At 73.4% G+C, this 12,831-nt stretch carries 12 protein-coding genes; 3 read left to right on the top strand and 9 right to left on the bottom strand.

Going from position 1 to position 12,831, the window contains the following annotated elements:
• Positions 1-4: 4 nt before the first annotated feature.
• From cseB to ACFZBB_RS28500, 4 genes are all read right to left on the bottom strand, one after another.
• Positions 5-688: a two-component system response regulator CseB gene (gene cseB, locus ACFZBB_RS28515; protein WP_391128129.1), complete on the bottom strand. Its 684-nt coding sequence runs from the start codon at positions 686-688 to the stop codon at positions 5-7.
• 4 nt (positions 689-692) lie between these two features.
• Positions 693-1,484 (bottom strand): hypothetical protein, encoded by a 792-nt coding sequence (locus ACFZBB_RS28510; RefSeq protein ID WP_391128126.1) that lies wholly within the window; start codon positions 1,482-1,484, stop codon positions 693-695.
• Positions 1,472-2,203, bottom strand: a complete 732-nt coding sequence (locus ACFZBB_RS28505; protein WP_391128123.1) for a SigE family RNA polymerase sigma factor — start codon at positions 2,201-2,203, stop codon at positions 1,472-1,474. The genes ACFZBB_RS28510 and ACFZBB_RS28505 overlap by 13 nt, the downstream gene beginning before the upstream one ends.
• Positions 2,204-2,594: 391 nt before the next feature.
• Complete coding sequence (locus ACFZBB_RS28500; RefSeq protein WP_391128120.1) at positions 2,595-3,563, bottom strand: A/G-specific adenine glycosylase; 969 nt, start codon at positions 3,561-3,563, stop codon at positions 2,595-2,597.
• A 139-nt stretch (positions 3,564-3,702) separates the two neighbouring features.
• Here ACFZBB_RS28500 and ACFZBB_RS28495 point away from each other — a divergent pair, with 139 nt between their 5' ends.
• Positions 3,703-4,590 carry a hypothetical protein gene (locus tag ACFZBB_RS28495; RefSeq protein ID WP_391128117.1) on the top strand — a complete coding sequence of 296 codons (888 nt, stop codon included), beginning with the start codon at positions 3,703-3,705 and terminating at the stop codon, positions 4,588-4,590.
• Between the two features lie 182 nt (positions 4,591-4,772).
• Here ACFZBB_RS28495 and disA read toward each other — a convergent pair whose 3' ends face one another.
• Both disA and radA read right to left on the bottom strand, forming a co-directional pair.
• Positions 4,773-5,933, bottom strand: a complete 1,161-nt coding sequence (disA, locus tag ACFZBB_RS28490; protein ID WP_391049623.1) for a DNA integrity scanning diadenylate cyclase DisA — start codon at positions 5,931-5,933, stop codon at positions 4,773-4,775.
• Between the two features lie 379 nt (positions 5,934-6,312).
• Positions 6,313-7,698, bottom strand: a complete 1,386-nt coding sequence (gene radA / locus ACFZBB_RS28485; RefSeq protein WP_355342306.1) for a DNA repair protein RadA — start codon at positions 7,696-7,698, stop codon at positions 6,313-6,315.
• A gap of 384 nt (positions 7,699-8,082) precedes the next feature.
• On the opposite strand from radA, the gene ACFZBB_RS28480 reads away from it, so the two are divergent.
• A complete protein-coding gene (locus ACFZBB_RS28480; RefSeq protein WP_391128115.1) occupies positions 8,083-9,777 on the top strand; it encodes a hypothetical protein in 1,695 nt (564 codons plus the stop codon).
• A 76-nt stretch (positions 9,778-9,853) separates the two neighbouring features.
• A complete protein-coding gene (locus ACFZBB_RS28475) occupies positions 9,854-10,606 on the top strand; it encodes a hypothetical protein (RefSeq protein ID WP_391128112.1) in 753 nt (250 codons plus the stop codon).
• 45 nt (positions 10,607-10,651) lie between these two features.
• On the opposite strand, the gene ACFZBB_RS28470 is transcribed toward ACFZBB_RS28475, so the two are convergent.
• The 3 genes from ACFZBB_RS28470 to ACFZBB_RS28460 all read right to left on the bottom strand — a co-directional run bounded on the left by ACFZBB_RS28470 (position 10,652) and on the right by ACFZBB_RS28460 (position 12,413).
• Positions 10,652-11,314 (bottom strand): methylated-DNA--[protein]-cysteine S-methyltransferase, encoded by a 663-nt coding sequence (locus ACFZBB_RS28470; protein ID WP_391128109.1) that lies wholly within the window; start codon positions 11,312-11,314, stop codon positions 10,652-10,654.
• Positions 11,311-11,808 (bottom strand): sigma-70 family RNA polymerase sigma factor, encoded by a 498-nt coding sequence (locus ACFZBB_RS28465; protein ID WP_355342318.1) that lies wholly within the window; start codon positions 11,806-11,808, stop codon positions 11,311-11,313. The genes ACFZBB_RS28470 and ACFZBB_RS28465 overlap by 4 nt, the downstream gene beginning before the upstream one ends.
• A gap of 107 nt (positions 11,809-11,915) precedes the next feature.
• Positions 11,916-12,413, bottom strand: a complete 498-nt coding sequence (locus tag ACFZBB_RS28460) for a methylated-DNA--[protein]-cysteine S-methyltransferase (protein ID WP_391128106.1) — start codon at positions 12,411-12,413, stop codon at positions 11,916-11,918.
• Positions 12,414-12,831 lie beyond the last annotated feature (418 nt).

Here is a 12,831-nt window from a genome sequence, read left to right as displayed (position 1 = left end):
GACCTCAGGCCCGCAGCTTGTAGCCGAAACCGCGGACGGTCTCCAGCCGGTCCTGGCCGATCTTGGCGCGCAGCCGCTGCACATGGACGTCCACGACCCGCGTGTCGCCGCCCCACTCGTAGTCCCAGACCCGCTGGAGCAGCCGGTCGCGGGAGAGCACGGTGCCGGGCGCGCCCGCGAATTCCAGCAGCAGCCGCATCTCGGTCGGGGTCAGCGCCAGCCGCTCACCGGCCCGCGTGACCACCATGCCCTCGGGGTCGATCTCGATGTCCCCGAAGGAGAGCTGGGGCGCCTCGTCCAGCCCGTCGTCACCGCCCGCCGCCCGGAAGCGGCGCAGTACGGCGCGGATCCGCGCCACCAGCACGGCGCCGTCGAACGGCTTGGTCACGTAGTCGTCGGCCCCGGCCTCCAGGCCGAGCACGATGTCGATGGCGTCGGCCCGCGCCGACACCATGATCACCGGCACCGTCGACTCGTCCCTGATCCGGCGGCACAGCGACACGCCGTCCAGGCCCGGCACCATCACGTCGAGCAGCGCGAGGTCCGGCCTGCGGGCGCGGAAGGCCGTGAGCCCTTCCAGCCCGTCGGGCGCGGCCGTGACCTCGAAGCCGTCGCGTTCCAGCGCGAGAGTCGTCGCCTCGCGGATGACGTCGTCGTCCTCGACGAACAGGACATGAGTGGCGGCCACCGGGCTATTGTCCCTGGCCGTGCTGGATGGCGTCGCCGTCGGCCGACATCTGCGGGGCCGTCGAACCGGGAGCGGCGGGACTGCTCGGCTTGCCGGACACGCCGGAGGAGGGGGATTTGGCCGGGGTCGTGGTCTCCGCCGACGGCACGCCGGGGTCGACCGGGTCCGACTTGGGCAGCGGCGCCGGGTCGGTCGAGGTCGGCTCGGGCGAGACGGTCGGCGTCCGCGCGCCGAAGTCCGAGAAGTCCCGCGCGACCTCGACGAAGCGCTGCCCGCGCCAGGCGTACGTGATCGACTCCTGGCCGGTCGGATACGTCGCCGGGTCGTCGGTCCTGTACACCTCGTGGATGATCTGGAGCCGCCCGTCCTCGACGCTGCCGTAGACCGGCGGCTGCTCGTCCGCGAACACGTTCTGGTACTTGCCGTTGACCATGCGGTACACGTACGCGGCGATGCCGAGGCCGTCGCCGCACGTCGTCACGTTGATCACCAGGTCGGGGCCGTCGCCCGCCGTGAGGTCGCCCGAGTCGGTGTCCATCGGGTAACCGGCCCCCACGCACGGCGTCAGATCCTCGCGCACGTCCGCGCTGACGCTGTTGTCCTTGCGCACCATCGTGGCCAGCGCCACCTGGTCGGCGACGATCGCCGGGGCGACGGTGGACGGGGTCTTCACCCTGGTGGCGGCCGGCGCCGGGCCCTCGCGGCGGGCGCCGGTGGCGGCCGTACCGCAGCCTGCGACCACGACGCACGCGCACGCCAGCGCGCCCGTCGCGAGAGTCGAGGCTACGCGGCCCACACGCCCTCCATGCGTTCCATCGGTTCCCGGCCGAGCACGGCCGGGTCCAGCGGGTCGGTCGATCCGGCCGACCCGGTCGAGCCGGCCGTGCCGAGCGGAGCGGCCGTGCCGAGCGGTCCGGTCGCGCCCGTCGAATGAGCCGGGTGCGTCGAGTATGCCGATTCCGGTTGGGACGCGTCACGCCCGGCCGGGTCCCGGTCCACCGCGTCCAGCCGGGAGTAGCCGTAGCGTCCGTGCTCCAGTTCGTACCGCAGCCGGGCCAGCGCCCGGTGCAGGGTGCTCTTCACCGTACCTGTCGACATGCCCAGCGCGCGGGCCGTCTCCTGGGTGGAGAGCTGACCGTAGTGCCGCAGCATCACGACCTGCCGCTGCTTGGGCGCCAGCACCGTCATCACGTCGAGCAGCATCTCGCGGTCCGCGCGCTGCTCCGAGCCGTCGTCCACGCTCGCGTCCGGCAGCTCCCCGGTGGGCACCTCTTCCAGCTTCCGGTTCCGCCACCACTCGGTACGGGTGTTGATCATGACCCGGCGCATGTACGCGTCGGCCAGCGTCTTGTCGGCGATCCCCTCCCAGCGCGGATACGTCCGCACCAGCGCGGTCTGTACGAGGTCCTGCGCGTCGACCGGATTGGGCACCAGGCGGCGGGCGCTGCGCAGCAGGGCGTCCTGCCGAGTCCGCACGTACTCCTCGAACTCCAGTACCTCGCCGTTCCCCGCCATGGTGTGACTCCGTCCCGTGCCTGCCTGCCGCTGTCGTCGTTCCCTGCCGACATCGAGGACGCTACGGAGCGGATGTTGGGCTTTCGCCACCGCGAGCGCACAGCGGCCTCACAGCAACCCATCGGTTCTGTAACGGGTGGAATGCAAGCCGTAAAGAGCTATGAATGGGTGCATTTGCGATGAAACGGGCATTTACGGACCCGAGAAGTCAGGCGTCACAGGGGGCGCAGCCCACGAAAGCCGAGGTGGGTGTGGGTGCGGGGGCGGGCGCGCGGGTCCGCCGGGGGAGGGCGCGCGGCACCGCCGGGCCGGATCATCCGGGGACGGTGCCCGGTGAAGAGGTGTGACGGATAGGGCGCTGTAACGGATGCGGCGCTGAGACGGATACGGCCTAGACCGGCAGCCGGTACACGCCGTCCGCCAGCGGCTCGACCAGGCCGTCCTCGACCAGGCCGTCCAGCGCCCGGGCCCGCTGCACCGGCTCGTGCCACACGGCGTCGAGCGCGGCCTGCGGTACGGGAGCGGTGGAGGCGCGCAGGACGGCCAGCAGCCGCCCGCGTACCTGCCGGTCGGTCCCGGCGTACGTCTGGCCCCGGCGCGGCGGCCCGTCGTGCGCGGGCGAACCGGCCAGCCGCCAGACGCAGCGCGCCGCGATCGGGCAGCGCCCGCACTCGGGGGAGCGGGCGGTGCACACCAGCGCGCCCAGCTCCATGGTGGCCGCCGCCCACCGCGCCGCGACCGGCTCCTCGGCCGGGAGGAGCGTCTGGGCGGTCCGCCGCTCGGCGGCCGTCGTCGCGTTCGGCGGATACGCGGTGCCGGTCACCGCGCGGGCGAAGACCCGCCGCACATTGGTGTCGAGCACGATGTGCCGCCGCCCGTACGCGAAGGACGCGACGGCCGCCGCCGTGTACTCCCCGACGCCGGGCAGGGCCAGCAACTGGCCGTGGTCCTCGGGGACTTCGCCGTCGTGCTGGGCCGCTATGGCGGTGGCCGCCGCGTGCAGCCGCAGCGCGCGGCGCGGATAGCCGAGCCGCCCCCAGGCGCGCACCGCCTCGCCGGGCGACTCCGCCGCGAGGTCGGCCGGGCGCGGCCAGCGGGCCAGCCACTCCTGATGCACCGGCAGCACCCGGACGACCGGCGTCTGCTGGAGCATGAACTCACTGACCATCACCGACCACGCGCCCGCGTCCGGCCGCCGCCAGGGCAGATCGCGGGCGTGCTCGCCGAACCAGTCGATCACCAGGTCGTGCAGTTCGGTGACGGCGGCCGGGGGAGCCGGGGGGACCGCCGAACCCGCGGGGGCGGCCGGGGACGTGCGGGCTGAGGTGCTGACGGAAGCGTCGCGGATGTCGGTGCTCATGTCCTCCCGATCCTCGCACAGGCCACTGACAGCGACCGGCCGTCCCCTTAAACGTGATGATCGGCAAAGACCGGGCGTCGAGCGGCGGGTGTTGCGGCGAGGCGCGGGTGATCTCCCCTAGAGTTCGGGTGTGGGCTCAATGCGCAATCCCGTCGGACCTCTGCCGTCGACCATCTACTGGCGGCGGCGGGCCGTTGCGCTGTGTGTGCTCGCGCTCGTCGCCCTGCTGATCTTCTGGCTGGTCAACTCGACCGGCGGGGGCGGCGGTAGCGGCAACAACGGCTCCTCGGGCACCCACACCCCGGTCGGCACGATCACGCCGGGACCCGAGCCGACCGGTACGCACATCACCGGGCGCCCCGGTGGCCGCGACACCTCGGGCGGCGACAGCGGCGGCTCCTCCGGTTCCTCCGCGGGCTCCTCCGGCTCCGACGGCGGCTCCAACGGCGGTGCCACGGACGGAAGTTCGGCCGGTGCCGGTTCCTCGGGCGGCAACGACGGCGGTACGTCGGGTACGGCGGGCACCTCGTCGTCCGGCGGCGCGGCCTCCGGCGGTGTCGCCACCAGCGGCGGCTCGGGCAACGGCGGCTCCGGCGGTCAACTGCCCGCCGGCTCCACGCTCCCCGACTGCTCGCCCGGCAGCGTCCAGCTCTCGCTGCGCAGCGTCCAGAACTCCTACTCGCCGGACGAGACCCCCGTCTTCGAGCTGCGCGCCGCGAATTCCGGATCCGTCTCCTGCAAGGTCGACTTCGGCCCCGCCAAGGCCGTCTTCACGATCACCGCGACCGCGGGCAACGCCCACACCTGGGCCTCCGACGACTGCCCCACCGCGGGCAGCGGCTCCTACCTCCTCCAGGTGCCCGCCCACGGCTCCACGACGTACACGCTCCGCTGGAACGCCAAGACCAGCTCCCCGAAGTGCGCGACCCCCAAGGGGAGCGCTGCCGCGCCCGGCACCTACCTGATCCAGGCCCAGCTCTCCGGCTACGGCGCCAAGCAGGTCTCCTTCGTCCTCTCCCAGGACTAGGGCCTGTCAGGGGCGCGGGGAACTGCGCGAGCAACCCCCACCGGCCCGCGGCCCCGAAAGGGAACAGCGGCTGCCCCGCCGGGGCCGGTTTTCCCAGCTCGCCGCCGCGACGGCTGAGCGCGCAGCTCCCCGCCCCTGACGGGGCCTTCCGGTCCCCGAGGCACCTGCCTCTAGCGGTACGTCTAGACGTACCGCTCCAGGATGGACGACTCGGCGAGGCGGGAGAGGCCCTCGCGGACGGAGCGGGCGCGGGCCTCGCCGACGCCGTCGACCGTCTGGAGGTCGTCGACGCTCGCGGCGAGCAGCTTCTGGAGGCCGCCGAAGTGCTCGACCAGGCGCTCGATGACGGTGTTGGGCAGCCGGGGCACCTTGGCGAGGAGCCGGTAACCGCGCGGCGAGACGGCGGAGTCGAGGGATTCGGGGGAGCCGGTGTAGCCCAGGGCCCTTGCCACGGTGGTGAGTTCGATGAGTTCGCTCTGCGGCAACGAGTCGAGTTCGGCCATCGCCTCGTTGACCGTACGGCTGCGCTTGGCGGTCGGCTCCGGCACGTAGTCGCGGGCGACCAGTTCGCGCTCGGGCTCGACGCCCGCGATCAACTCGTCCAGTTGCAGGGCGAGAAGCCGTCCGTCGGTACCCAACTCGATGACGTACTCGGCGATTTCGGTGGCGATCCGGCGGACCATCTCCAGGCGCTGGGCGACGGCGGTGACATCGCGCACCGTCACCAGGTCCTCGATCTCCAGCGCGGACAGCGTGCCCGCGACCTCGTCGAGGCGGAGCTTGTACCGTTCGAGCGTGGCCAGCGCCTGGTTGGCGCGGGAGAGGATCGCGGCGGAGTCCTCCAGGACGCGGCGCTGCCCGTCCACGTAGAGCGCGATCAGCCGCATCGACTGGCTGACCGAGACGACCGGGAAGCCGACCTGCTTGCTGACCCGGTCGGCGGTGCGGTGCCGGGTGCCGGTCTCCTCGGTGGGGATGGTCGGATCGGGGACGAGCTGCACGCCCGCGCGCAGGATCTTCGTCATGTCCTTGTCGAGGACCAGCGCGCCGTCCAGCTTGCACAGCTCGCGCAGCCGGGTCGCGGTGAACTCCACGTCCATCACGAAGCCGCCGGAGCACAGTGACTCCACGGTCTTGTCCATGCCCAGCACGATGAGGCCGCCGGTGTTGCCGCGCAGGATGCGCTCCAGGCCGTCACGGAGCGAGGTGCCGGGTGCGACGGCGCTCAAAGAGGCGCGCATCAGCCCGGCGTCGGCGCCGAAAACCCCGCCGGACCTGCCGGGGGAGTCGCCCGATGCCCTTCGGGCCGGGGGAGGGCCCCCTGCCCGGTCATTGGCTGCCACTCTGCAATCCTCCGGTCGCTACGGATGCCCAATGGGCGAGACCAGGGCAAAGTTTACGGCTTCCGGGGGGCGCGGCGCGGGCCGGACGGCTCCTACGGGGGTCCCACGACGGTCCTACGGGGATCCCGCGACGGCGCGCGGGCTCCCCCGGGAGCGCGCGCGAGGCCCCGCACGACCGTGTGCCGGGCCTTCCGTGACTGTACGCCGCGCGCAACCCGAACGGGTGCCGGGTGTTCTCCGGAACCGCGAGCGGGGCATTCTCCGGGAAGGGGTGCGGGGGCCGATCCCCGTGCCCGCGAGCCGGGCGCCCGCGGCCGTACAGCCGTACAGCCGTACGAACGCCGACGTCTGCACGGCCGTACCGGCGTACCCCCTGGCGCTACGACCGTGCGGTCCGCTTCGGCAGGGCCCGCAGCGCGTCCCCTATGTCCGCGACCTCCACCACCTTCATGCCCGCCGGGATCTTGCCGGGGTCCGGCGGTACGAGGGCGTGGGTGAAGCCGAGCCGGGCCGCCTCCGACAGGCGGCGCTGCACGCCGGTGACGCGCCTGACCTCACCGGCCAGGCCCACCTCGCCGATCGCCACCAGGTTCTTGGGCAGCGGGGTGTCGATGGCGGCGCTGGCCAGCGCGAGCGCCACCGCGAGGTCGGCCGCGGGCTCGGTGAGCTTCACGCCGCCCACGGTCGCGGTGTAGATGTCCTGCTTGCCGATGGCCTTGATCCGGCCGCGCTGTTCGAGCACCGCGAGCATCATCGACACGCGCGAGTTCTCCAGACCCGAGGTGGTGCGGCGCGGCGAGGGGATCTGGGTGTCGACGGTCAGCGCCTGCACCTCGGCGACCAGCGGGCGGCGGCCCTCCAGGGTCACGGTCAGGCAGGTGCCGGGCACCGGCTCGTCGCGCCGGGTGAGGAAGAGGCCGGACGGATCGGCCAGGCCGGTGATGCCCTCGTCGTGCAGTTCGAAGCAGCCGACCTCGTCCGTGGCGCCGTAACGGTTCTTGATGCCGCGGATCAGCCGCAGCCGCGCGTGCCGGTCGCCCTCGAAGCTGAGCACCACGTCGACCAGGTGCTCCAGCAGCCGCGGGCCCGCGATCGAGCCGTCCTTGGTGACGTGGCCGACCAGGATGGTCGACATCCCGCGGTCCTTCGACGCCCGGATCAGCGCGCCCGCGACCTCGCGGATCTGCGCGGTGCCGCCGGGCGCGCCGTCCAGTTCGGCGGACGCGACGGTCTGCACGGAGTCCAGCACCAGCAGCGCCGGCTTCACGTCGTCCAGGTGACCGAGAACGGCCGAAAGATCCGTTTCCGCGGCCAGATACAGATGGTCGGCGAGCGCGCCGATCCGGTCCGCGCGCAGCCGTACCTGCGAGGCGGACTCCTCACCGGTCACGTACAGCGTCGCGCCCTGCGCGCTGGACGCCTTCGCCGCCACGTCGAGCAGCAGCGTGGACTTGCCGACTCCGGGCTCGCCCGCGAGCAGGACGACGGCGCCGGGCACCAGGCCGCCGCCGAGCACGCGGTCCAGCTCCGGCACGCCCGTGGAGCGCGCGGTCGCCTGCCGCCCGTCGACCTGGCCGATCGGCCGCGCCGCCGTCGTCACCCGGCCGGGCGCGGTGGTCCGTACGGCGGGCGCGGCGCCGAACTCCTCCACCGTCCCCCACGCCTGGCACTCGCCGCAGCGGCCCAGCCACTTCAGCGCCGTCCACCCGCACTCGGTGCAGCGGTAGGAGGGACGGTCCTTCGAGACGGTCTTACGGGCAGCCATGCCGCCCACCGTAGCGGGAGGGTCCGACAAGGCGGCCGGACCGGCTCCTGCGGCTGCCGGGGGCGCTCAGGGGGGCGTGCGGCGCGGGCATCGAGCGCGCGCACGTGCGTTCACTCGTACGAATGACGGAGCTGTCCCCTTTTGGGCAGCATCGCTACCCATAAGGATTAATGCACGCCAGGAGAGCTGAACCGGGGGCCGTGCCGGGCCTACCGTCGCCCGGTGATGAGCAGGCAGGAGACCCCCACCCAGAACCAGACGACCGGCGCACACCGCAAGCACCGCGCGCCGGCCGGCCGGGCCGCCCGCAAGGACACGCCGGGCGGCGAGACGCCACGTGCGGAGGCGCCCCGCGCGGAGGGATCGCGTGCGGAGGGATCGCGCGTGTCCCGCAAGGAGGCCCGTGGCGACGCGCGCAGGGCCGCCCGCAAGGAGCCGTCGCGCAAGGACACCCGTAAAGACGCCCGCCGGGAGGCGACGCACAAGGCGCACGACCGTCAACGCCCGCACGGCACGCTCCCCATGCAGCCGCCCGCGCACTACGAACCGTATCTGGACGGCCTGTTCACGTACTGCCTGTCGATCCTGTGCGAGCACGACGCGGCGGCCGGGGCGCTCGGCGAGGTGCTGGCGCTCGCCGAGCGGCAGCGCGGCCACCTGCGCGACCCGAAGCTGCTCCGCCCCTGGCTGTACGCGCTCGCCCGCTGGACCTGCCTGCGCCGGCTCGCCGCCGGGCCGCCGGAGCCGCCGAGCACGTCGGTCGCCGTCGCCGAGCAGCGGCACGCCCAACTGGCCGCGCTCGCCTGGCCCGAGGCCGCGGGCACCACGCCCGAGCAGCGCGAGGCGCTGGAGTTGGCGGTCCGCCACCAACTCCCGCCGCACGAAGTCGCCGCCGTCCTCGGCATCGACGCCGACACCGCGCGCGGCCTGCTCGCCCGCGCCGCCTGCGAGGTGGAGCGGACCCGCACCGCGCTGTCCGTCGTGGACACCGGCAACTGCGCCGCCCTCGCCCAAATCGCGGGCGAGACCAAGGTGTTGCTCGGTACGGCGCTGCGCACCGAACTCGTCAGGCACGTCGACGACTGCCCGGTGTGCAGGCGTACGGCGGAACGCGTCGTCGCCGCGGGGCCCTGGCCTGGGGCTTCGGGCGTACCGGGCGCTCCGGGGGCCGGGCCCACCGCCGTCCTCGCCCTCATCGAGGCGCCGCGCTCGGCCGCGTACGCCGCCCTGCTGCACGCCATGGACGCCGGGGCCGGGCGCTCCCGCGACGCCACCCCGCGCTTCGACCGGCGCGGCTTCCCCATGGACCTCAAGGACCGCGCCGCCCGCCGCGCCCAGCTCCGCCACCGGGCCGTCACCAGTACGGTCGTCGCGGCCGTCGTAGCCGCTCCCGTACTCGCCCTGTGGGCCGCCTACCACGCGGCGCCGCTCGGCGCCGACGCGCCCGGCAGGGACCGCGCCGCCAGCGAGCCCGACGGTCTCAACGGCGACCCGTACCAGGAGGCGGGCAGCTCCCGGCAGGCCCCCGACCCCAAGCACTCCGGCGGTACGGACACCCCGGCGCCGGTCCTCACCACGACCGTCTCGACCGACCCCACGGCCGCCGGCTCGGCGTCCCCCGGCGGCAATACGCTCACCGTCACCGCCAGCGGCACCACCGTCACCCTGACCGCGCGCGGCGCGGCCCCCGTGCACTGGACGGCCGACACCGCCGCGTTCTGGATCCGGCTCTCCGCGACCTCGGGCGACCTGCGGCCCGGAGAATCGGTCACTCTCACCCTGAGCGTCGACCACGCCCTGGAGCCCTCCGGCTCCTGGACCGCCCGCATCGCCTTCTCCCCGGCGCACGCGACCGTGATCCTGCGCGGCTCCTCCACCCGCAATGTGCCGCCGCCCGCCTCCGACTCCCCGACCACCCCGCCGTCCTCGTCCTCCCCGACGACGCCCCCGCCGACCACGCCTCCGCCGACGACCCCGCCGCCCACCACCCCGCCCCCGACGACGCCTCCGCCGACGACTGCGCCCCCCACGACCGACGCCCCCACCACCGCGCCGGAGTCACCGAGCCCGGCCGGATAGCCGTACGGAGACGGGGTGTTACTCCTGAGTAGCCGTACTCATGCCGGGCCGCCCGCGCGGCGGGACGATGAGCGGCATGGGGAAATTCACCGGCACGGTCGTGGTCACTCTCGTCACCGTCGGAACACTCGCCGTCGTCCACGCCCTCGGCGCACCGCTGTCCACCGTCCTCGGCACCGCCGCGGGCCTGCTCGGCCTGCTCTGGCTGCTCCTTCTGCTGACCGTGCCGTGGAACCTCTACTTCCGCGCCCACGCCGTCCTCGCCGAGATCCGGACCAGCCGCGAAAAGGGCCTGACCGTCTCCCAGGAACGCGACACCGAGGCCCGGCGGATCGCCCGCCTGATGCTGCGCGTCGCCCTCGCGGGACACCTCGTCACGGCCGCCCTCGCGGTCGCCGTCGCCGCCGCGACCGGCCGCGCCGCCGGCTACTGGCTCGCCGGATTCTTCCTGCTGAGCACCGTCTTCCGCCCCGCGGGCGCCTGGTTCGCGGCGCTGCGGCGCCGCCTCGGCACCCTCCTGAAGGACGTCACCTACCCGCGCGACGACGTCCTCGCCCTTCGTGCCACCGTCACCCGCGTCGAGAGCGGCGCCAAGATCCTGGAGGGCAAGGCCGAGGAGCAGTACCACGCGCTCGGCGAACTCCGGTCCGCCGTCGACGCGTTGGGCCTGTCCGTCTACGCGCGGGCCGACGAGACCGACCGCCGGATCGCCGCGCTGGCACGGGAGTTCGAGGCGACGGTGAACCGGCTGACCGACAACACCGAGATCATCGCCGGTCTGAAGGCGTTTCTGCGGCTGCTGCGGACGGAGGACGGGGTGATGCCGTAACGGCACTGGTCTGTACGGCCGTTGACGTCGGACGTTACGTCCGCCTCAGGCGGCCGTCTCCAGCTCCAGCAGCAGGTGCTTGGCGTCGGCGCCGCCCGCGTACTGCCCGGCCGAACCGTCCGAGCGCACCACTCGGTGGCACGGCACCACCAGCGGCAGCGGGTTGAGCGCGCACGCCGTACCCACCGCGCGGACTGCCCGCGGACTGCCCGCCGCCGCCGCCACCTGCGCGTAACTCGCCGTCCTGCCGTACGCGATGTCCGGCAGGTGCCTCAGCACCTCGCGCCTGAAGCCCTTCGACAGCCGCCAGTCCAGAGGAACTTCGAAGCCGCGGCGCTCCCCGGTGAAGTACTCGTCGAGCTGACGGCTCACCGCGTCCAGCCGCCGCGGGGCGCGCAGCACCCGCGGGCTGATGGTGTCCGCGAGCTGCTGGAGCACCGCCGCGTGGTCCTGCACGGCGAACGCCACGCGCACCAGGCCCTTCTCGGTCGCCGCCAGCAGCAGCGGGCCCACCGGGCTGTCCAGCGTCCGGTACGCGACGTCCAGCAGCCCGGCGTGCCCGGCTTCCGCCGCCAGACGCTCGTGGAGCCGGTCCATCGTCGCGCCGTCCTGCGCGGCGAGGGCTTCCAGGAGCTGGACGGTCGAGTCGTTCGTGTCCTGCACGTCCTGCGTGTCGTTCGTGTCGTTCGTGTCGTTCGTGTCGTTCATGAGGGGTCTCCTCCTCCCGCGGTGTCCCGCGGATAGCTGCGGCGCAGGGCCTTCACCCCGTCGGCGGCGGCCCTGCGCGCCGCGTCCGGGCTGCCGCCCGTCACGGCGGCGATGTCCTTGTACGGCAGGCCCGCCAGGTAGTGGTACGCGACCGTCTGCCGCTGCCGCTCCGGCAACGCCTTCAGCGCCGTCCACAGATCCGGGTCCCAGTCCTCGGGCCGCCCGGTGCGGCTCGCCCGCTCGGGCAGCTCCGCCAGCGGTGTCGCGCGGCGCGCGTTGCCCCGCGTGATGTCGACGGCCTTGCGGTGCGCGATGGTCACCAGCCACGCCTCGACGTTCGCGTCCGCTGGCAGCTCCGGGTACGCCCGCAGCGCGGCCAGGAAGGTCTCCGACCACGCGTCCTGCGCGTCGTGCGGGCCCACGACGGCCCGGACCACCCGGAGCACCATCGGCCCGTGGTCGGTCACGATCTGTTCGAACAGTGGCTTGCTCACATGGGGTAAACGCGTGGGGGCGCCGAAACGTGAGGTGGCTTTCGCGGGGGCCTGTGGAGGTGCGGCCCGCTGTGGAGGTGCGGTCCGCCGTGGAACTGCGGTCCGCTTCAGAAGAGACGGTCCGCGGAGGCGGCGTCCGGCTCCTCCAGCTCCAGCAGGTACCGCTTGCGGGCGAGGCCGCCCGCGTAGCCGCGCAGGTTTCCGTCGGCCGCCACCACGCGGTGGCACGGGACGATCACCGACAAGGGGTTCAGGCCGTTCGCGGCGCCGACGGCCTGGGAGAGGGAGATGTCGCCGAGTTGGCGGGCGAGGTCGCCGTAGGAGCGGGTTTCTCCGTACGGGATGCGGGTCAGCAGGGTCCAGACGCGGCGCTGGAACTCGTTGCCCTCCGGGGCCAGTTCGAGGTCGAAGGTGTGCCGGGTTCCGGCGAAGTACTCCTTGAGCTGGTGGAGTACGTCGTCGAAGGCTTCGTCGGCGCGTTCGCCGAAGGCGGTTTCTTCGGGCCTTCGTTTGTGGCCCTCGAAGTAGAGCCCTACGAGGGCGGGGCCCTCGCGGACCACTGTCAGGTCGCCTACGGGCGAGGCGATCACCGCATGTGTCCTCATCTTGCTTATTTTTCCCGCCCGCCCACCCGTGCGGGTGCTTTTCCGTCTGCGGGTGCCGCTTGTGCCTGGTCGGTGCCGGTCCGGGGCACCTCCTCGGGCGACGAACGTGCGGGCACCTGCGCCTGCTTCTGGCTTTGTCCGTTCGTCCCCCTGCGGGGGCACCCCGGCCCGTCCCCTCCCGGTACGTCGGCGTCCGCCTGTCCGCTGTGGCTGAGGGGGGAGGGGGTGGGTGGGCTCGGGTATGTCGGTGTCCGCCTGTCCGGTGGCAGTGGGCGGAGGGGGGTGGGTGGGCTTGGGTATGTCGGTGTCCGACGGTCCGCTGTGGCTGGGGGGGGAGGGGGTGGGGCGGTGGTCGGGGGCTAGCATCCGGGGGCATGGGGACGCGGGGGTGGCGGCTTGGGGCCGTGGTGGGGGTGGC

It is taken from the genome of Streptomyces sp. NPDC008139, from assembly GCF_042957025.1.
Classification (GTDB): Bacteria; Actinomycetota; Actinomycetes; order Streptomycetales; family Streptomycetaceae; genus Actinacidiphila.
The sequence above is the reverse complement of the archived record's forward strand: the minus strand, read 5'-3'. Positions and strand labels throughout refer to the sequence as shown.